At 70.2% G+C, this 19,828-nt stretch carries 16 protein-coding genes; 9 read left to right on the top strand and 7 right to left on the bottom strand.

The window, feature by feature from the left end:
• Positions 1-90 precede the first annotated feature (90 nt).
• The 6 genes from ACZ5DC_RS26510 to ACZ5DC_RS26535 all read right to left on the bottom strand — a co-directional run bounded on the left by ACZ5DC_RS26510 (position 91) and on the right by ACZ5DC_RS26535 (position 7,222).
• Positions 91-843, bottom strand: a complete 753-nt coding sequence (locus ACZ5DC_RS26510) for a class I SAM-dependent methyltransferase (protein WP_468656728.1) — start codon at positions 841-843, stop codon at positions 91-93.
• Positions 844-1,097: 254 nt separating this feature from the next.
• Positions 1,098-2,141, bottom strand: coding sequence for an ABC transporter ATP-binding protein (locus ACZ5DC_RS26515; protein WP_468656730.1), 1,044 nt, complete (start codon positions 2,139-2,141; stop codon positions 1,098-1,100).
• 26 nt (positions 2,142-2,167) lie between these two features.
• Positions 2,168-3,205 carry an ABC transporter ATP-binding protein gene (locus tag ACZ5DC_RS26520; RefSeq protein ID WP_468656732.1) on the bottom strand — a complete coding sequence of 346 codons (1,038 nt, stop codon included), beginning with the start codon at positions 3,203-3,205 and terminating at the stop codon, positions 2,168-2,170.
• 71 nt (positions 3,206-3,276) lie between these two features.
• A complete protein-coding gene (locus ACZ5DC_RS26525; RefSeq protein ID WP_468656734.1) occupies positions 3,277-4,257 on the bottom strand; it encodes an ABC transporter permease in 981 nt (326 codons plus the stop codon).
• A 95-nt stretch (positions 4,258-4,352) separates the two neighbouring features.
• On the bottom strand, positions 4,353-6,113 hold the full coding sequence (locus ACZ5DC_RS26530; protein WP_468656736.1) for an ABC transporter substrate-binding protein: 1,761 nt from the start codon (positions 6,111-6,113) through the stop codon (positions 4,353-4,355).
• An 80-nt stretch (positions 6,114-6,193) separates the two neighbouring features.
• Positions 6,194-7,222, bottom strand: a complete 1,029-nt coding sequence (locus tag ACZ5DC_RS26535; RefSeq protein ID WP_468656738.1) for an ABC transporter permease — start codon at positions 7,220-7,222, stop codon at positions 6,194-6,196.
• Positions 7,223-7,694: 472 nt separating this feature from the next.
• On the opposite strand from ACZ5DC_RS26535, the gene ACZ5DC_RS26540 reads away from it, so the two are divergent.
• The 5 genes from ACZ5DC_RS26540 to ACZ5DC_RS26560 are packed head-to-tail and all read left to right on the top strand — an operon-like array spanning position 7,695 to position 13,299.
• The gene (locus tag ACZ5DC_RS26540; RefSeq protein ID WP_468656740.1) at positions 7,695-9,320 is read left to right on the top strand and encodes a peptide ABC transporter substrate-binding protein; all 1,626 of its coding nucleotides are present in this window, start codon (positions 7,695-7,697) and stop codon (positions 9,318-9,320) included.
• A gap of 6 nt (positions 9,321-9,326) precedes the next feature.
• Positions 9,327-10,250, top strand: a complete 924-nt coding sequence (locus ACZ5DC_RS26545) for an ABC transporter permease (protein ID WP_468656742.1) — start codon at positions 9,327-9,329, stop codon at positions 10,248-10,250.
• On the top strand, positions 10,243-11,256 hold the full coding sequence (locus ACZ5DC_RS26550) for an ABC transporter permease (RefSeq protein WP_468656744.1): 1,014 nt from the start codon (positions 10,243-10,245) through the stop codon (positions 11,254-11,256). Before ACZ5DC_RS26545 ends, ACZ5DC_RS26550 begins: the two co-directional genes overlap by 8 nt.
• A gap of 8 nt (positions 11,257-11,264) precedes the next feature.
• Entirely contained in the window at positions 11,265-12,248 is a 984-nt protein-coding gene (locus ACZ5DC_RS26555; RefSeq protein WP_468656746.1) for an ABC transporter ATP-binding protein, read from the top strand.
• Positions 12,232-13,299 carry an ABC transporter ATP-binding protein gene (locus ACZ5DC_RS26560; RefSeq protein WP_468656748.1) on the top strand — a complete coding sequence of 356 codons (1,068 nt, stop codon included), beginning with the start codon at positions 12,232-12,234 and terminating at the stop codon, positions 13,297-13,299. Before ACZ5DC_RS26555 ends, ACZ5DC_RS26560 begins: the two co-directional genes overlap by 17 nt.
• A 100-nt stretch (positions 13,300-13,399) precedes the next feature.
• Here the strand turns inward: ACZ5DC_RS26560 and ACZ5DC_RS26565 are convergent, their stop codons facing one another.
• Positions 13,400-15,541 carry a S9 family peptidase gene (locus ACZ5DC_RS26565; RefSeq protein WP_468656750.1) on the bottom strand — a complete coding sequence of 714 codons (2,142 nt, stop codon included), beginning with the start codon at positions 15,539-15,541 and terminating at the stop codon, positions 13,400-13,402.
• Between the two features lie 172 nt (positions 15,542-15,713).
• Here ACZ5DC_RS26565 and ACZ5DC_RS26570 point away from each other — a divergent pair, with 172 nt between their 5' ends.
• The 4 genes from ACZ5DC_RS26570 to ACZ5DC_RS26585 all read left to right on the top strand — a co-directional run bounded on the left by ACZ5DC_RS26570 (position 15,714) and on the right by ACZ5DC_RS26585 (position 19,793).
• A complete protein-coding gene (locus ACZ5DC_RS26570; protein WP_014674786.1) occupies positions 15,714-15,908 on the top strand; it encodes a hypothetical protein in 195 nt (64 codons plus the stop codon).
• A gap of 48 nt (positions 15,909-15,956) precedes the next feature.
• Positions 15,957-16,817, top strand: coding sequence for an N-acetyl-1-D-myo-inositol-2-amino-2-deoxy-alpha-D-glucopyranoside deacetylase (gene mshB / locus ACZ5DC_RS26575; protein ID WP_468656753.1), 861 nt, complete (start codon positions 15,957-15,959; stop codon positions 16,815-16,817).
• Positions 16,814-17,230: a DUF6113 family protein gene (locus tag ACZ5DC_RS26580; RefSeq protein ID WP_366754754.1), complete on the top strand. Its 417-nt coding sequence runs from the start codon at positions 16,814-16,816 to the stop codon at positions 17,228-17,230. Before mshB ends, ACZ5DC_RS26580 begins: the two co-directional genes overlap by 4 nt.
• 193 nt (positions 17,231-17,423) lie before the next feature.
• Positions 17,424-19,793: a hypothetical protein gene (locus ACZ5DC_RS26585; protein ID WP_468656755.1), complete on the top strand. Its 2,370-nt coding sequence runs from the start codon at positions 17,424-17,426 to the stop codon at positions 19,791-19,793.
• Positions 19,794-19,828: the final 35 nt, after the last annotated feature.

A 19,828-nucleotide genomic window follows, 5' to 3' on the forward strand; every position in this document is an offset into this window, starting at 1 on the left:
ACCTGCTGAGGTGCTGGACCGGCACCTGCACCACCTGCGGCCAACCCCTCACCACCAACAGAACCAGACCCAGAACCTAACGAAGCACTACTAGGCTCCTGTGCCGGCCCGGCGGGCCACCGTGATGATCTCCGGGGAGGCGTCCGTCAGGGGGCCCCGGTTCCAGTCGCCGTACTGTTCGGCGACGGCCAGGCCCGCCTCGGCGAGGTACGTCTCCAGCGCGCCGGCGTCCAGGAAGCGCAGGACGCCGTGGTTGACCCGGGGGGCGGGCCAGCCGGGGCCGGCGTAGGTCTCGGTGAAGCGGACCCGGCCCCGGTCCGGGCCGTCGCCCCGCACCTCGTGCCAGACCCGTACCGCGGTGCCGTCGGCGGCGCTGATCTCGTGCACCCGGTCCGGGGTCCACCGCTCCCAGGCGCGGGCGCCCGGATTGCGGGTCTCGAAGACGAACCGTCCCCCGTCCCGCAGGGCCGCGCGGGCTGCGCGCAGGCAGACCCGGATCTCCTCGTCCGTCACGAGCTCCTGGAAGGCGTGCCCGGTCATGACGACGAGGTCGAACTCCTCCTGCCACCGCCGCACCCGCACGTCGCCGAGCACCCACTCGACGTCCGGCCGCGCCCGCCGCGCCTGCACGAGCATGGCGGCGGCCGGGTCGAGGCCCATCAGCCGTCCCCGGTGCCCCTCGGTCCGGGCCCGCCGCAGCAACCGGCCGGTGCCGCACCCGATGTCCAGCACACGGCCGGCGTCCCGCAGCAGACCGAGGTAGAAGTCGTCACCCGGTCCCCAGGGATTGAGGCTGTCGTACAGCGCGGCGAGCGAGAGATCGGCAAAGACGTGATCCACCACCGCGGCAGTCTGACACACCGTCTTGAACGGTGGGTCAGGAAACCGGCGGTTCATGAACTCCTCATACCTGCGCGGGGGTTGGGGCGGCCGCACGGAAGGCGGGCCGGCGCAAGGCGTGGGGGCCCGGAACACGGAGGAGGGCCCGTGCCTGGGAAGGCGCGGGCCCTCGTCCCCTGGAGCGGACGATCAAGGGCTCGGGTCAATGGGCCGTGACAGTCCGATCCGCAAGGTGGCGGCTGACGGAAAGGGGTGTGTCAGGCCGCCGCCTCGGGGTCCTTGGAGAGACGGGGGGCCGGGATCGTGGGCTCCGTCTCCGGGTAGTGGCACGCCGTCAGGTGGCCCGGCTTGTTGCCCTCCACCTGCACCAGCGGCGGAGCCTCCGTGGCGCACTTCTCGGTCGCCTTCCAGCAGCGGGTGCGGAAGCGGCAGCCGGAGGGCGGGTTGATCGGGGACGGCACGTCACCGACCAGGCGGATGCGCTCGCGCGGCTCCTCGTCCACCGTGGCCTCGGGCACGGCGGAGAGCAGGGCCCGGGTGTAGGGGTGGCGCGGGTTGTCGTACAGGTCCTCGCGGTCGCCGATCTCGACGATCTTGCCGAGGTACATGACCGCCACGCGCTGGGAGAAGTGCCGCACGATCGCGAGGTCGTGGGCGATGAAGACGAACGCGATGCCGAGTTCGCGCTGCACCTTCTGGAGCAGGTTGACGACCTGGGCCTGGATGGAGACGTCGAGCGCGGAGACCGGTTCGTCCGCGACGATCAGCTTGGGCTCCAGGGCGAGCGCGCGGGCGACGCCGATGCGCTGGCGCTGGCCGCCGGAGAACTCGTGCGGGAAGCGGTTGTAGTGCTCGGGGTTCAGGCCGACGATCTCCAGGAGCTCACGGACCCGCTTCTCCCGGCCGCCGGGCGGGTTGACCTCGTTGATCTCCATCGGACCGGAGATGATCTTGCCGACCGTCTGCCGGGGGTTCAGCGAGGCGTACGGGTCCTGGAAGATCATCTGGATCTCGGACCGGATCGGCACCAGCTGCTTGCGGTTGGCGTGCGTGATGTCCTGACCGCGGTAGGTGATCTTGCCACTGGTGGGCTCCAGCAGGCGCGTGATGAGCCGGCCGGTGGTCGACTTGCCGCAGCCCGACTCGCCGACCAGGCCCAGGCTCTCGCCCTCGCCGACCTGGAAGTCCAGGCCGTCGACGGCCTGCACCGCGCCGACCGTCCGCCGGATCGGGAAGCCACCCTTGATCGGGAAGTGCTTCGTCAGCCCGGAGACGTCCAGGAGGGGGTTCGTGTTGCTCATGATCGTGAAATCCGCTCTCGTGTCCGTCAGTTGTGCCGGGTTCCGGCGAAGTCAGCGAAGAGTTCCCGCTTCTGCTCCGGGGTGAGGTGGCAGGCGGCGCCGCGGCCGCCGACGACCTCGAGCAGCGGGCTCTCCTTGGAGCACAGCCCGCCCGCCACCTTCTCGGCGAAGGCGCACCGGGGGTGGAAACGGCAGCCCGACGGCGGGTTGAGCAGCGAGGGCGGCGAACCGGGGATCGGCGTCAGCGGCACGTCCACCGACCCCTGGAGGCTCGGCATCGAGCCCAGCAGACCCAGGGTGTAGGGGTGCTGCGGGTCGCGCAGCACCTCCTGCTTGGTGCCGCGCTCCACGCACCGGCCGCCGTACATCACCAGCACGTCGTCGGCGATGTCGGCGATGACGCCGAGGTCGTGGGTGATGAAGATGATCGCGGTGCCGAACTCCTGCTGGAGGTCCTTGAGCAGGTCCATGATCTGCGCCTGGACCGTCACGTCCAGGGCGGTCGTCGGCTCGTCCGCGATCAGCAGCTCGGGGTCGCACACCAGCGCCATGGCGATCATCGCGCGCTGGCGCATACCGCCCGAGAACTGGTGCGGGTAGTCGTCCACCCGCATGTCCGGCTGCGGGATGCCGACCCGGCGCAGCATCTCGATCGCGCGCTTGCGCGCCTCGGACTTGGAGCAGCCCGTGTGCTTGCGGTACGTCTCGCCGATCTGCGTGCCGATCGTGTGGTACGGCGACAGCGACGCCAGCGCGTCCTGGAAGATCATCGACATCTTGTTGCCGCGCAGCCGCTCCAGCTCCTTCTCGGAGGCGGTGAGCAGTTCCTTGCCGTCCAGCACGATCTCGCCCTCGATCGCCGTGCGGTCGCGGTCGTGCAGGCCCAGGATCGTCAGGTTGGTGACGGACTTGCCGGAGCCCGACTCGCCGACGATCCCGAGAGTCTGGCCCTTGACGAGGTCGAAGCTGAGTCCGTCGACGGCCTTGACGATGCCGTCCTCGGTGGAGAAGTGGACCCTGAGGTCCTTGACGGAGAGGAACGGCTGCTGATCGGTGCTCGTCACGGGGACGCTCCTGGGGGGTGATGCGAGGTGTCGCCGGGTGGGGCGGGTGGGAAGGGACGGCGGGGCGGAGGTCAGGCGAGCCGGATCCGCGGGTCGATGAGGGCGTAGACGGCGTCGACGACGATGTTGAAGAGCACGATGGCGCCGGCGGACAGGAGGGTGACGCCGAGCACCATGGGCAGGTCGCTCTTGTTCACGGCGTCGAGCGCGAGCCGGCCCACGCCCTGGAGGCTGAAGACGGACTCGGTGATGATCGCGCCGCCGATCAGGGTGCCCAGGTCGACACCGAAGATCGTGACGATCGGGCCCATCGCACCGCGCCAGGCGAAGCGGAGGAAGACGTTGCGGCGGGAGAGTCCCTTGGCCCGGGCCGTGCGGACGTAGTCCTCGCTGAGCTGCTCCACGAGCTGCGAGCGGGACATGCGCGTGTAGTTGGCGGTGAAGATGATGGCGAGCACCAGCCACGGCAGCAGCAGGCCGGACACCCACTTGACCGGGTTCTCGGTGATCGGCGTGTACGACGGGTTGTCCAGGACTCCCAGCTTGAAGACCAGGAAGTACATCGCGATGTACCCGACGAAGTAGATCTGCAGCGAGGAGCCGAGCAGCGAGGCCGAGCTGGCGACCTTGTCCTGCCACTTGCCCTGCTTGAGGGCGGCGATCATGCCCGCGCCCACACCGATGACGAGGAAGACCACGGCCGCGCCGAAGGCGAGGGAGAGCGTCAGCGGGAGCCTGTCCATGATCGTGCCCAGGACCGGCTCACGGTTGGCGAAGGAGTAGCCCAGGCACGGAGCGCTGCAGTCGCCGAAGTCGCCGTAGCTGCGTCCGACGAAGATGCCCTTGAGCCAGTACCAGTACTGGACCGGGATCGGGTGGTCGATGCCCAGGTTGTGCCGCACCTGCTTCAGCATGTCGGGCGTGCAGTTCTTGCCGCAGGACATCATGGCGGGGTCACGCGGGATGGCATAGAACAGCCAGAACGTGACCGCGCTGATGATCAACAGGATGACCAGCGCGCCGAGGAGTCGGCGGACGAGGAAGCGGAACATGGGGCGTGACTTTCCGGACGGGGCGCCGTCGCCGGGGTGAGGGGTGGGCCGGAGGGGGCGGCCAGGTCCTGGCCGCCCCCGAGGGGTCGTGCGCCTTACTTCTTGGCGTACAGCTTGCAGAGCGCGATGCAGGTGTTGCCGGCGTCGAACACGACGTTGCCGACCTTGGACCCGTGCATCCAGTTGCGGATGGAGTGGTAGTCCGGGACGACGGCCGCCAGCTCCATGATCTGGCGGTCGACGTTGCCCCAGGCCTTGTTGGCCTCCGCCGGGTCGGCGATCTTCGCCGCGGCGTCGATCGCCTTGTTGACGCTCGGGTCGTTCAGCTGGGCGTAGTTGCTGCGGCCGTCGCCGATGTTCTTGCCGCTCCAGCAGGGGTAGAAGACCGAGTAACCGTTCGGCCAGTCCGGGCTCCAGCCGGCCGCGAACAGGTCGTAGTCGTTGTCGATCTTGCCGATCTGGGTGTAGAACGTCGACTTGTCGACCTGCTTGTTGACGACCTGGAAGCCGGCCGCCTCCAGCGCGTTCTTGATCGCGACGGCGGACTTCACCGCGTTGTCGGAGTGCTGGTAGGCGATGACCAGCTTCTGGCCGAGCTTGCCGGCCTCCTTCAGCAGGGCCTTGGCCTTGGCCGGGTCGCCACCGGGCTTCTTGTCCGTGCCGTAGAGGTCGAACTTCTGGTAACCGGGGGTCACCGGGCTGAGGATCGTGGTGGCCAGCTCGCTGGAGGCCTTGCCACCGCGGATGGTCTGGAGCTGCAGGTGCGGCCACGCCCAGTTGATGGCCTGGCGGACCTTGACGTCCTTGATGCGGGTCGTGTTGATCGGCCAGTAGTAGGTGACCGTGTCGACCTGGGTGAGGACGCGCTGCTTGAGCTTCGCGTTGGTGAGGACCTGGGCGATGCGCTCCGGGGCGACCTCGTTGAAGATCGACATCGTGTACTGGTCGTTCCCCTTGTCCGCGATGTAGCGGTCGGTGGAGGCGATCAGCTCGAAGCCGAACTGGAAGACGAACTGGTCCGGGTAGGCGTTGCGGATCGGGTCCGTCTTCGCGTCCCAGTGCTCGTTGCGCACGTAGGTCAGCGACTTGCCGATCTTGCGGTCACCGATCTTGTAGGGACCGCAGGAGAACGGGCGCTTGTCGTACTTCTCCTTGGTGTCGTGCTTCTTCGGCACCAGGGAGTAGCCGCGCATGGCGAGCGTGTAGTTGAAGTCCGTGCGGGCTTCGGTGAGGTGGAAGGTGACCGTCTTGCCGGAGATCTCGATCGACGCGAGCTGCTTGCCGTCGTACGGGCCCTTGTACTTGTCACCGCCGACCAGCCACTGCTGGACGTAGCGCGGACCCTCGGTGATGAAGCTCGCGAAGAGGCGCTCGAAGGTGTGGCGGACGTCGTCCATGGTGACGTCCGAGCCGTCCTCCCACTTGATGCCGTCCTTGAGGGTGAACGACCAGGTCTTGCCGCCGTTCTTCATGGTGCCGGCGTCGGTGGCCACGTCGCCGACGAGGGTGCAGCCGCCCTTGTCGTCGATCTTGTAGCCGGTCAGGCCACGCATGATCGGGACGGTGATGGCGCCCTCGGTGGAGACGTAGATCTGCGCCGGGTCCATGTGGTCCATGTCGAACTGGTCCAGCGAGTAGATCGTGCCGCCCTTGACGGCGCCCGCGACCTCGGGAGCCGGACCGACCGAGTCGGCCTTCGTGCCGACCGGGATGTTGACCGTCTTGGACTTGCTCACCGACGGCACGTTGTCGCGACCGGAGCCCTTGGAGTCATCGCTGCTGCAGGCGCTCAGCACCGAGGTGGAGGCTGCCGCCACACCGGTGGCGATCAGGAAGTTTCTACGAGAAAAGGACATGCTGAGCCTGCCTAGAAGGTTGGTCGGAACAGACGGGACCAGCCGGGTGTCTCCGCCCCGGGCCGGGTGGAACTGCGTTGCTACCGCTTCGACTTCGGGTCGAGCGCGTCGCGTACGGAGTCGCCGAGCAGATTGAAGGCGAGGACGAAGATCACCATGGCGAGGCCCGGGAAGAGCAGGAAGGTGATGTCCTCGGTGTAGAACGTGGCGCCGCGGCCGATCATCACGCCCCAGTCGGGAGTGGGGTCGGTGACGCCGACGCCGAGGAAGGCCAGTCCCGCCTCGGCGGTCACGTACGCCGGCAGCATGAGCGTGGACTGGATGATGATCGGGGTCCACAGGTTGGGCAGCAGCTCCTTGAACACGATGCGCATCGGGGACGCGCCCGTGACCTTCGCCGCCTCGACGAACTCGCGCTCACGCAGGCCGAGCACCTGGCCGCGCAGCAGACGCGCGATGGACGCCCAGCCGAAGGCGGACAGCACGACGATCAGGGAGAAGACGACCAGCCCGGTCGGGATGTTGTCGTCCGGCTTGACGAAGATGCCGTAGACGACCGGCATGAAGGCGATGAAGAAGAGCGTGGACGGGAACGACAGCAGGATGTCGATGACCCGGCCGACGAGGTAGTCCGTCTTGCCGCCCAGGTAGCCGGCCGTGACGCCCACCACGACGCCGACGATGGTGGTCAGCAGGGTGGCGGCGGTGGCGATGCCCAGGGAGTTGCGGATCGCGTAGAGCAGGAAGGTGAACACGTCCCGGCCGAGCTGGGGCTCGATGCCGAACCAGAACTCGGAGCTCATGCCGCCGTTGGGGCCCGCGGGGTACGAGAAGGCGTCGAGCAGGCTCGGGTCCTGGCTCGCGTAGGTGGTGTACGGGTTCTTGCCGTACACCTTCGCTATGAGCGGCGCCGCGACGCCGATCACGAAGAAGAAGATCACGATGCAGGCCGATATGACGCCTGTCCGGTCGCGCTTGAAGCGCTTCCAGGCCAGTCGTCCCGGGGAACGCCCCTCGCCGCCCTTCGGGTCGCCGGAAGGAGTCACCTTCTCGACGGACTCGTCGGTCACCTCGAGGGGGACAGCCGCAGATGGAGTTGGGAGGGTCATGGTGCTCCTGGCCCAAGGGAGGGTCTGATGACTCCGCAGGGCACTCCCCTACGGGCTACGCCGGACTTTTTCAACGCAATTCATTCAAGGTCAATAAATTCTCGACCGCCTTGGTTTTGTCTTTACCTTCTTTACCTTCGCTTGATCGTTCCGTAGCTACGCGGGTAGCGCGCCGTAATCAATCCGTGCTTCACATCGGGCTAATGGGATTAAACGGGCAAGGCGTTCGATATGCGGACGGTGGAGTGTCGACATGCGTACATCGGCCCGTCGCAATCCAACGTTTCGGCATCGTTACGCGAAGATCTATTGCGCTCTCCACGCAAGATCATCAAGCCCTCCGAGGGGGTGGTGCGTGCATTCGGATGACGTCTCCCCCCAAAGGCCGCTCAATCGGGCGGCGGGCATGCGATACATGCCTTATATGACGATATTGACCAGTAGTGGATCAACGTCGCGGAGGAGGCACGCCATGCGGGGAGTCACCCGGGCCCGAGGGGCCGTGTGCGCGGCGGCGCTGGCCCTCGCCGCCACCGGCTGCGGGGGCGGCGGCTCAGGCGGCGGCACCGCCGGCGCGGTGCTCAGCTCGTCCTGGGGCGACCCGCAGAACCCGCTGGAGCCCGCCAACACCAACGAGGTGCAGGGCGGCAAGGTCCTCGACATGATCTTCCGGGGCCTGAAGAAGTACGACCCGAGGACCGGCAAGGCCACCGACATGCTCGCCCGGTCCATCGAAACCGACGACTCCCGGAACTTCACCATCAGGGTGAAGCCCGGCTGGACCTTCTCCAACGGCGAGAAGGTCACCGCCCGCTCCTTCGTGGACGCCTGGAACTACGGCGCCGGCCTGAGGAACAACCAGAAGAACGCCCTCTTCTTCGGCTACATCGACGGCTACGACAAGGTCCACCCCGGCAGCGGCCGGCAGACCGCCGACACCCTGTCCGGGCTGAGGGTGGTGGACGACCACACCTTCACCGTCCGGCTCAGCCAGAAGTTCTCCAGCTTCCCGGACACCCTCGGCTACGCCGCCTTCGCCCCGCTGCCGCGCGCCTTCTTCACGGACCACGCGGCCTGGCTCCAGAAGCCGGTCGGCAACGGTCCGTACACGGTGGCTTCCTATATGAAGGGCGCTCAGATGTCCCTGCGGAAGTGGGACGGCTACCCGGGCCCGGACAAGGCACGCAACGGCGGGGTCGACCTGAAGGTCTACACCGACGGCAACACCGCCTACACCGACCTGATGTCCGGCAACCTCGACCTGGTGGACGACGTGCCCGCCGCCCAGCTGAAGAACGTCAGGACCGACCTGGGCGACCGCTACATCAACACCCCGGCCGGCATCCTCCAGACCTTCGCCTTCCCCTACTACGACAAGGCGTGGGACAAGCCGGGCTCGGAGAAGGTCCGCACGGGCCTGTCCATGGCGATCAACCGGAAGCAGATCACCGAGACGATCTTCCACGGCACCCGCACCCCGGCCACCGACTGGACCTCGCCCGTCCTCGGCGCGGCCGGCGGCTTCAAGGAGGGCCTGTGCGGCAAGCCCTGCGAGTACCACCCGGACCAGGCGAAGAAGCTGATCCAGGAGGGCGGCGGGATTCCCGGCGGCCAGGTGAGGATCACGTACAACGCGGACACGGGCTCGCACAAGGAGTGGGTGGACGCCGTGTGCAACTCCATCAACAACGCCCTCGGCAACGACAAGGCGTGCGTCGGCAACCCGGTCGGCACCTTCGCCGACTTCCGCAACCGCATCGGGCAGCACAAGATGACCGGACCGTTCCGCGCGGGCTGGCAGATGGACTACCCGCTCATCCAGAACTTCCTCCAGCCGCTGTACTACACGAACGCCTCCTCCAACGACGGCAAGTGGTCCGACAAGGAGTTCGACACACTGGTCGACCGGGCCAACGCCGAGAGCGACCAGGCCAAGGCCGTGCGGCTGTTCCAGCAGGCCGAGGGCGTCGTCCGGGACAACATGGCCGCCATCCCGCTCTGGTACCAGAACGGCAGCGCCGGCTACTCCGAGCGGCTGTCCGACGTGGCGCTCAACCCGTTCAGCGTGCCCGTCTACAACGAGATCAAGGTCAGCTGAGCCGCGATGGGGCGCTATGTCGTACGGCGACTGCTCCAGATGGTCCCCGTCTTCGCCGGGTCCACGCTGCTGATCTTCCTCATGGTCAACGTGATGGGCGATCCGGTGGCGGGCCTGTGCGGGGAGCGGGCGTGCGACCCGGCGACGGCGGCCCAGCTGAAGCGGGAGTTCGGCTTGGACAAGCCGGTCTGGCAGCAGTACCTCACCTACATGGGGCACCTGTTCACCGGCGACTTCGGCACGGCGTTCAACGGGCAGAAGGTCACCGAGCTGATGGGCGCCGCGTTCCCGGTCACCATCCGGCTGACCGTCGTGGCGATCCTGTTCGAGACCGTCATCGGCATCGCGCTGGGCGTCGTCACGGGCCTGAAGCGCGGCCGGCCCGTCGACACCACCGTGCTGCTGCTCACCCTGGTGGTGATCTCCGTCCCGACCTTCGTCACCGGTCTGCTGCTCCAGTTGCTCCTCGGCGTGAAGTGGGCCTGGGTCAAGCCCTCCGTCTCCCCGGACGCGGCCTTCGGCGAGCTGATCGTGCCGGGGCTGGTCCTCGCCTCGGTCTCCCTGGCCTACGTCACCCGGCTGACCCGCACCTCCCTCGCGGAGAACAAGCGCGCGGACTACGTCCGTACGGCCGTCGCGAAGGGCCTGCCCCGGCGGCGGGTCATCATCCGGCACCTGCTGCGCAACTCGCTCATCCCCGTGGTCACGTTCATCGGCACGGACATCGGGGCGCTGATGGGCGGGGCGATCGTCACCGAGCGCATCTTCAACATCCACGGCGTCGGCTACCAGCTCTACCAGGGCATCCTGCGTCAGAACACCCAGACGGTCGTCGGCTTCGTCACCGTACTCGTCCTCGTCTTCCTGGCGGCCAACCTGCTCGTCGACCTCCTGTACGCCGTACTCGACCCGAGGATCCGCTATGCCTGAGCAGCAGCCGTACGAGGCCGGGCGTGCCGTCGCCGGTACCGGGATGGGCGGCGCGATGGACCTCGCGGCGAGCGAGGCGACCACGCTGGAGCGGACCCCGGGCGGACCGGAGGGCCCCGGGGCCGGGGGAGTCGGGCCGGGAGGCGTGGGGCCGGCCGGCAAGCCGCGCTCCCTGTGGTCGGACGCCTGGCGGGACCTGCGCCGCAACCCGGTCTTCCTGCTCTCCGCCCTGGTCATCCTCTTCCTGGTGTTCATCTCGCTTCGGCCGTCGGCGATCGCTTCCGGGAACCCGCTCGCCTGCGACCTGGCCAAGGCGCAGGACGGCTCGGCTCCCGGGCACCCCTTCGGCTACGACGGCCAGGGCTGCGACGTCTACACGCGCACGGTGTACGGCGCCCGTGCGTCGGTGACGGTCGGGGTGCTGGCCACCCTCGGGGTGTCGGTGTTCGGGTCGGTGCTGGGCGGGCTGGCGGGCTACTTCGGGGGCCTGTGGGACGCGGTGCTGTCCCGGATCACGGACGTCTTCTTCGCCATCCCGGTCGTCCTCGGCGGACTCGTCCTCCTCTCGGTCGTGACCTCCAATACGGTCTGGCCGGTCATCGGGTTCATGGTGCTGCTCGGCTGGCCGCAGATCTCCCGCATCGCGCGCGGCTCGGTCATCACCGCCCGGCAGAACGACTACGTCCAGGCCGCCCGCGCGCTGGGCGCCTCCGACGCGCGGATCCTGCTGCGGCACATCGCGCCGAACGCGGTGGCCCCGGTGATCGTCGTGTCGACCATCGCGCTGGGCACCTACATCGCCCTGGAGGCGACGCTGTCCTACCTCGGCGTGGGCCTGAAACCCCCCAGCGTCTCCTGGGGCATCGACATCTCCGCCGCCTCCCCCTACATCCGCAACGCGCCCCACGCCCTGCTGTGGCCCTCGGGTGCCCTGGCGGTGACGGTGCTGGCGTTCATCATGCTCGGCGACGCGGTCCGCGACGCCCTCGACCCGAAGCTGAGGTGACGCACGCCGTGCTGCTCGACGTCCGCGACCTGCACGTGGAGTTCCACACCCGGGACGGCGTCGCCCACGCCGTCAACGGCGTCGGTTACGCCGTCGACGCGGGTCAGACGCTGGCGGTGCTGGGGGAGTCGGGATCGGGGAAGTCGGTCACCGCGCAGGCCGTGATGGGCATCCTCGACACGCCGCCCGGGCGGATCACCCGGGGGCGGATCCTGTTCCAGGGCCGGGATCTGCTGACGCTCAAGGGTGAGGAGCGCAGGAGGGTCCGGGGCACCGGAATGGCGATGATCTTCCAGGACGCCCTGTCCGCCCTCAACCCGGTGATGACGGTGGGGGATCAGCTCGGGGAGATGTTCGTCGTCCACCGGGGCGCGTCACGCAAGGACGCGCGGGCGAGGGCCGTGGAGCTGATGGAGCGGGTACGCATCCCGGCCGCCGCCCAGCGTGTGCGCGACTACCCCCACCAGTTCTCCGGCGGGATGCGCCAGCGCATCATGATCGCCATGGCGCTGGCCCTGGAACCGGCGCTCATCATCGCCGACGAACCCACCACCGCCCTCGACGTCACCGTCCAGGCGCAGGTCATGGACCTGCTCGCGGACCTGCGGCGCGAGTACCGCATGGGGCTGATCCTCATCACCCACGACCTGGGCGTCGTCGCCGACGTCGCGGACAGGATCGCGGTGATGTACGCGGGCCGGATCGTGGAGTCCGCGCCCGTGCACGACCTCTACAGAGCCCCCGCCCACCCCTACACCCGGGGCCTGCTGGACTCCATCCCCCGCCTCGGCCACAAGGGCCGGCAGCTCTACGCCATCAAGGGCCTGCCGCCCAACCTGACGCACATCCCGCCCGGCTGCTCCTTCCACCCCCGCTGCCCCCTGGCCAGGGACGTCTGCCGTACCGAGGAACCCCCGCTGTACGAGGTGTCCGGCGAGCGGGGCAGCGCCTGCCACTTCTGGAGGGAGTGCCTCGATGGCCCCGGACACTGAGCCCCTGCTCGAAGTGACCGGCCTGGTCAAGCACTACCCGCTCACCCGGGGCGTGCTGTTCAGGAAGCAGATCGGCGCGGTCCGGGCCGTCGACGGCGTCGACTTCACCCTCGCCCAGGGCGAAACCCTGGGCATCGTCGGCGAGTCGGGCTGCGGCAAGTCCACCGTCGCCAGGCTCCTGTGCGGCCTCGAACGGCCCACCGCGGGCACCGTCACGTTCAGGGGAGAGGACATCACCCGGCTGTCCGGCAAGGCCCTCAAGGCCGTGCGCCGCGACATCCAGATGGTCTTCCAGGACCCCTACACGTCCCTCAACCCCCGCATGACGGTCGGCGACATCATCGGCGAGCCCTACGACATCCACCCCGAGGCGGCTCCCAAAGGCGACCGCCGCCGCAGGGTCCGGGAACTCCTCGACGTCGTCGGCCTCGACCCCGAGTACGCCAACCGCTACCCCCACCAGTTCTCCGGCGGCCAGCGCCAGCGCATCGGCATCGCGCGCGCACTGGCGCTGCGCCCCGAGATCATCGTCGCCGACGAACCCGTCTCCGCCCTCGACGTCTCCGTCCAGGCCCAGGTCGTCAACCTCCTCGCCCGCCTCCAGACGGACTTCGGCCTCTCCTACGTCTTCATCGCCCACGACCTGTCCATCGTCCGCCACATCTCCGACCGCGTCGCCGTCATGTACCTCGGCCGCATCGTGGAGACCGGACGCGACACCGAGATCTACGACCACCCCACGCACCCGTACACCCAGGCGCTGCTCTCGGCCGTCCCGGTACCCGATCCCGAGGCCCGCGAACACCGCGAACGCATCATCCTCACCGGTGACGTGCCCTCCCCGGCCGACATCCCCTCCGGCTGCCGCTTCCGCACCCGCTGCTGGAAGGCGCGCGAACGCTGCGCCGTGGAGGTGCCCGCGCTCGCCGTGCCGGCCGCCTTCCGTGACGCGGCCGGTCCCGCCGCGCACGCCTCGGCCTGCCACTTCGCGGAGGAGAAACACGTGGTGCCGCCGGAGGAGTCCCGGCTGAACGGCAACGGGCCGGGGTGACATGGCGCACCCCGGCCCGTTCACGGCACCCGCACGGCCGTACGTCCTTCAGGATGCCGTGTCCGTATAGCGGCACGGCTTCCGTGAAGTTGCCTGTGTGTTAACGCGGTTCACCGGTGTCCGCGGGCCGGGGCAGGGAGCGGCGGAGGAAGTCCAGCTGGAGCAGGAGCAGGTTCTCGGCGACCGTCTCCTGCGGGGTCATGTGGGTCACCCCCGACAGGGGCAGCACCTCGTGCGGGCGGCCGGCGGCCAGCAGCGCGGAGGACAGGCGCAGGGAGTGCGCCACGACCACGTTGTCGTCCGCCAGCCCGTGGACGACCAGCATCGGGCGGTGCGGCTCGGCGGGGTCGACCAGGCCCGCGTCGTCGATCACCGAGTTGCGCCGGTAGACCTCCGGCCGCTCGTTCGGGTCGCCGAGATAGCGCTCCTGGTAGTGGGTGTCGTACAGCCTGAGGTCGGTGACCGGCGCGCCGACCACCGCCGCGTGGAAGACGTCCGGGCGGCGCAGCACCGCCAGCGCCGCCAGGTAGCCGCCGAAGGACCAGCCCCGGATCGCCACCCGGGTGAGGTCCAGCGGGTACCGCTCGGCGAGCGCGTGCAGGGCGTCGACCTGGTCCTCGAGGACGACCGCCGCCACGTCGTCCCGGATCGCCTTCTCCCAGGCGGGCGAGCGGCCCGGGGTGCCCCGGCCGTCGGCGACGACCACCGCGAAGCCCTGGTCGGCGAACCACTGGGAGGTCAGGTGGACGTTGTGCGCGGCGGCCACGCGCTGGCCGTGCGGACCGCCGTAGGGGTCCAGGAGGACCGGCAGGGGAGTGTCACCGGGGTAGTCCCGTGGCATAAGCACGGCGCACGGAATCCGGCGTGCGCCCCCTTGGGTGAGAGTCACCCGGGGGGACAAACCAGGATCTTCGGCGTACGACCGTACAGTTGCCGCTGGTTTTCCGTCACACAGCACCTGGACCCGGGTGCCCGGCCGGTCCAGCGCCGCGGACAGCAGGACGGTCACGTTCCCCGAGCGCACCGCCGAGTGCACACCGGGTTCCCGCGACAGCCGCTCCACGCCCAGTTCGTTCACCCGGTACACATGGACTTCGCCAATCTCGGGCGCCTCGGCCTCCGGGCCGGAAGAGGCGGAAACCAGTACGTCGTCCGCACCCACGTCCAGGACCGCCCGCAGATGCAACTGACCGCTGGTCAAGGGACGTTCGCCGACCGCCAGCACCCGCGCGCCGCCCTCGTCCGCGATGCGGACAAGCTGCCCGGAGGGGTTCCAGCAGGGCACACCGGCGAAAAGTTCAAGCCAAGTTGGATCTTCATCGGCGTGCACCATCCGCGTGGCCCCGGAATCCGGGTCCACCGCGAGGTACAGCTGGCCCCGCTGATCCCGCGCCTGGACGAGCAGCAGCGGCGCACCCGCCTCTGACCAGTGCACACGCGCCAGATACGGGTAGCGCGCACGGTCCCAGACCACCTCCGTGCGCGTCCCGTCCAGCCCGCACACGAACAGGCGGACGTCCGCGTTCGGGGTGCCGGCGGCCGGGTACCGGATGGCGGCCGGCTCACGGTCCGGGTGCGCCGGATCGGAGATCCACCACCGCCGTACCGGCGTGTCGTCCACGCGCGCCACGAGCAGCCGGTCCGACCCCGGCGCCCACCAGAAGCCCCGCGAACGCGCCATCTCCTCGGCCGCGATGAACTCCGCGAGGCCGTAGGAGACGTCCGCCGACTCCGGCTCGGCCAGCGCCCGGTCGCCGTCGCCCCCGGCGCCGACCACCCGCAGCGCACCCCCGGCGACGTACGCGATGTGCCGGCCGTCGGGGGACGGACGCGGGTCGACCACCGGTCCGGGAACGCTGAGTTCACGGGCCGTCCCGGCGCGCAGCTCCGCCGTGAAAAGCCGCCCTGACAAGGCAAAAGACGCCAACTCCAGGGCGCCGTCGGTGGCATAGCCGACGATCCCGGCGCCGCCCTCGCGGCTGCGCTCGCGGCGCGCCCGCTCCTCGGCCGACAGCTCCTCGGCGGCACCCTGCAGGAGCGCGCGCGGATCGGCCGCCAGGCGTTCCGCACCCCCCGGAAGATCCATCACCCACAGGGAGTTGGCCCGGTCGGTGCCCGAGCCGGAACGCAGGAACGCGACACGCGAACCATCGGGTGCCACGGCGAACGCACGCGGCGCGCCGAGCGTGAACCGCTGGGTGCGGGCGTGCCGTCGGGGGAAGGAGTCAGCCTCGGTCGTCATACCCCGACCATATTGGCCATGCGCCCCCTTGTGCGGCTGTGCGCCGATCGATGCGCGAGTACGGATAGTTATGATCACTACCGCAGAGTGGGTAGGAACCTGCTGGCGTCTGCATGGATTTGCTCAACTGATCTAGAACCCGCGTCCCTGGGATCTTTGGAGGTGAGCCGCCGTGGCACTCTCGATTTCGGCGGTGGTGCTGCTGGCGATCATCGTCTTCCTGCTGATCAAGAAGTCAGGGCTGAAGGGCGGCCACGCGGTCGTCTGCATCCTGCTCGGCTTCTATCTCTCCTCCTCGACCGTGGCTCCCACGATCAGCGAGCTGACGACCAACGTCGCGAGCATGATCGGCAGCATCAAGTTCTGACGGGCGGCCTCGCGGGGCGGGGCGCGGGGACCTCGTAGGCTGGTCCCCATGACGGAACTGCCCTCCCGGCGTCTCCTCCTGGTGCACGCGCACCCGGACGACGAGTCGATCAACAACGGCGCGACCATGGCCCGGTACGCGGCCGAGGGCGCCCACGTGACCCTGGTCACCTGCACGCTGGGGGAGCGGGGCGAGGTCATCCCGCCCGGGCTGCGGCACCTGACGGGCGCCGCGCTGGGCGCGCACCGGCGCGGCGAGCTGGCCGCTGCCGTGTCCGCGCTCGGCGTCACGGACGTCCGGCTGCTCGGCGGCGCCGGGCGGTACGGCGACTCCGGGATGATGGGCCTCGCCGACAACGACGACCCCGGCTGCTTCTGGCGGGCCGACGTCGACGAGGCCGCCGGGACGCTCGCCGAGGTGATCCTGGAAGTCCGCCCCCAGGTCCTCGTGACGTACGACGACGACGGCGGCTACGGCCACCCGGACCACATCCAGGCCCACCGCGTCGCCATGCGCGCGGTCGACCTCGCGGCCGGACGCGGCCACCGGGTCGCCAAGGTGTACTGGAACCGCGTCCCGCGCTCCGTCGCCGAAGCCGCCTTCGCCCGCCTCCAGGACGAGCTGTCCGTACTGCCGTTCGACAAGGGCGCCACCGTGGACGACGTACCCGGCGTGGTGGCCGACGAGCGGATCACCACCACGATCGACGGCAGCGCGTACGCCGCCGCCAAGGCCGCCGCCATGCGCGCCCACGCCACCCAGATCGAGGTCGCCGAGCCGTACTTCGCGCTCTCCAACGCACTCGCCCAGCCGCTGTTCACCACCGAGTACTACGAGTTGGTGCACGGGGTGGGAGAGCGCGGGGAGACCGACCTCTTCGCCGGTCTCGGCCTCGGGGAGACGTCATGAGCGGCGGCGGGAACGGATCCCCGCTCGCCCAGCCGCTGCGTCCGCCCTCCGCGGGACGGGCCGCCGCCCTCGTCGGCCTGTTCCTGCTCGGGGCCGTCACGGGCCTCGCCGGGGCCCTGCTCCAGGCCGCCTGGTTCCCCGGCGGGCTGCTGCTCTCCCTCGCGGGCGCCGCCGGGCTCTTCCTCGGCGGGGCGTACGCCACCCGGGGCCGGGGCGGGGCGGTCGCGCCGGCGGCGGGCTGGGTCGTCGCCGTCATCCTGCTCACCACCACGCGCCCGGAGGGCGACTACCTCTTCGGCGCGGGCGGCAGTTCCTACCTGTACCTGCTCGGCGGCATGGCCGTCGCTGTGATCTGCGCCACCGTTGGCGCGGGACGGCAACCGCGCGGCGGCTCCGCCCGACTTGCCAAGTGACGTACCACTTCGCCGTGCGGCGCCCGTGCGAGTCCGGTGTGGGTTTCCTCGGCGGTCATGGGATACGCGCCAGAAGTGGCCAGTATGGTGGTGCGCGCCGCCGAGCCTCCCCCAAGTTGTCGACTGCGCTCGAACAGGGGGTGCCCCCAGCTGAGGTCGAAACGGGCGGCGGAGCCAACCGGGAGAACCTGCCTTGAGTCGTGAAACTGACACTCCGTCCTCCGGGCCCAACGGGCGCGGCGGAGCCGCATACCCCTCCGGCACGCCGCCGTACGGGACCCCCATGGCTTCCGACGACGGTACGGGCGCGGGCCGTTCGGGCACGCGGCCCGAGGAGAAGAAGACCGAGACCACGCTGACGACCCGGATCCGGATCAACATCCCCGGGTCCCGGCCCATCCCGCCGGTCGTCGTGCGCAAGCCCGTCGGGGACGGCGAGGGCGCCGGGGAGGAGGCACCGGCCGCCGAGCCGCGGCCCGTGGCCGACGGCCCGTCCGCCGGCGCCGCCGAGGCCCCGGCCGGGCCCGACGCCCAGGCGGGGGAGAAGACCAGCGACTGGTTCGCACCGCGCAAGTCGGGTGCGCCCAAGGGCGGTCCGGGCGGCGGCGGCGCGAACGGCGCCGGGGCGTCCGGCGGTTCCGCCGCCGCCCCCTCCGGCGTGTCGGGCACCCGTTCGAGTGGTCCGGGAGCTTCGGGTGCGGCCGGTACCACCGGCGCACGCTCCGGCGGCGGGCGTCCCGGCGGGGTGGTCGGCTCCATGAGCGTGCCGGGCGGACCGCGCACCAGCGGTACGAACGGCAAGGGACTGCCCGGCGCCACCGGTGGCCCGGTCGCCCCGGGGCACGGCGGCGGCACCGGCTCCTTCGACGTGACCGAGGCCCTGACCGCGGGCCCCCTCGGCGGCTCCCGCCCCGGCTCCTCCACCGGCTCCGACGAGCCCCGCCGTGACGACCTGCCGTACTTCTCGGAGCACGGCGGCCAGGACGACTACGGCACGGGCACCGGCGGACACGACGGCTTCGGCGGCCAGGACGGCTTCGGCGGCGGTGCCGCGGGCGTCGGCGGCCAGGACGGCTTCGGCGGTGCCGCGGGCGGTGCCCGTGGGAACGGCGGACCTGGTGGCCACGGCGGCCCCGGCGGTCCGCAGGGCGGCCCGGCCGGTCCCACCAGCGGCCCGGTGACCGGCGACGGCACCCTCGTCCCGCCGGCCGCCGGCTTCGGCGGCCAGGGCTCCTCGCCGGCGCGCAGCGCCCTCACCGACATCGCCGCTCTCGACGCGCCCGGCGCCGCGGGCGGCCCCGGCGGCTTCAACGGACCCGGCGGTCCCGGCGCTCCGGGAGTCACCCCCGGCGGCCCGGCCGGCCGTGCTCCCGGCGGCGGGCTCAGCGACGACACCGCGATCCTCACCCCGCAGAAGCACGCCCCCGAGCCGGGCACGCCCGGATACCGGCCCCCGTCCGCCGACAACGTCTCCGGACACACCGTCACCAGCGGCATCCCGGTCGGCCCGGACACCGGCAAGCCCCTCCCGTTCGGCAGCTCGCCGGGCGGCCCCGCGGCGCCCGCTGCGCCCAAGCCGGAGCCGGCGGCCGCGCCCAAGGCGGCGGGCAAGAAGAAGAAGGGCCGCAGCAAGCTGATGCTGCTCGTCGTCGGCGTGTTCGTCGTGGCGGGCGGTGCCTACGGCGCCGGACTGCTGATGAACCGCACCGACGTGCCCAAGGGCACCACCGTGCTCGGCGTCGACATCGGCGGCGGCACCCGCGACGACGCCGTCAAGAAGCTGGACGACGCCTTCGGCAGCCGGGTGAACAAGCCGCTGAAGCTGGCCGTGGGCGGCAGGACGGTCACCCTCACGCCGGAGAACGCCGGCCTCCAGTTCGACTACCAGTCCACGGTGAGCGGGGCCGCGAAGAGCGACTACAACCCGGTCCACGTCGTCGGCTCCCTCTTCGGGCAGAAGCGCGTGGTCGAGCCGGTCATGCCGGTGGACGAGGAGAAGCTCCAGGCCGCGCTCCAGCAGGCCGGCGGAGGTTCGGGCTCGGCCACGGACGGCACCATCAAGTTCGAGCCCGGCGGCAAGGCCGTGGCGGTCTACGGCAAGGCGGGCAAGGCCATCGACGCGGCCCGCTCGACCACGGCGGTCGAGCAGGCGTACCGCACGCTGGTGGAGACGGGCAGCACGCCCCCGGTCACCGTGCCGACCGCCATCAAGCAGCCGACGGTGTCGAACGCCGAGGTGGACCGGGTCATGAACGACTTCGCGAAGCCCGCGATGTCCGGCATCGTCAAGGTGCAGACCGACGCGGCGCACGTCATCCGGTTCGGCCCGGTCTCGCTGCCGAAGATCCTCGGCTTCAAGGCCGTGGACGGCAAGCTCGTGGATACGTACGACCTCAACGCGCTCAAGGAGGCGTACGGCAGCACCTTCGACGGCGTACAGATCCAGACCGCGACCGGAAAGCGCGGTGTGCTGCCGCAGGACGTGGTCGGCGCGCTGCGCCAGGCCCTGCGGGGCAAGACGGAGGCGCAGCGGGTCGGGGTCATCGACACCAACCCGAAGTAGCCCGGCCGTTTCCGGGGCGCTCCCGCCGAGGGGGC

This window comes from Streptomyces sp. NPDC031445 (genome assembly GCF_055581365.1).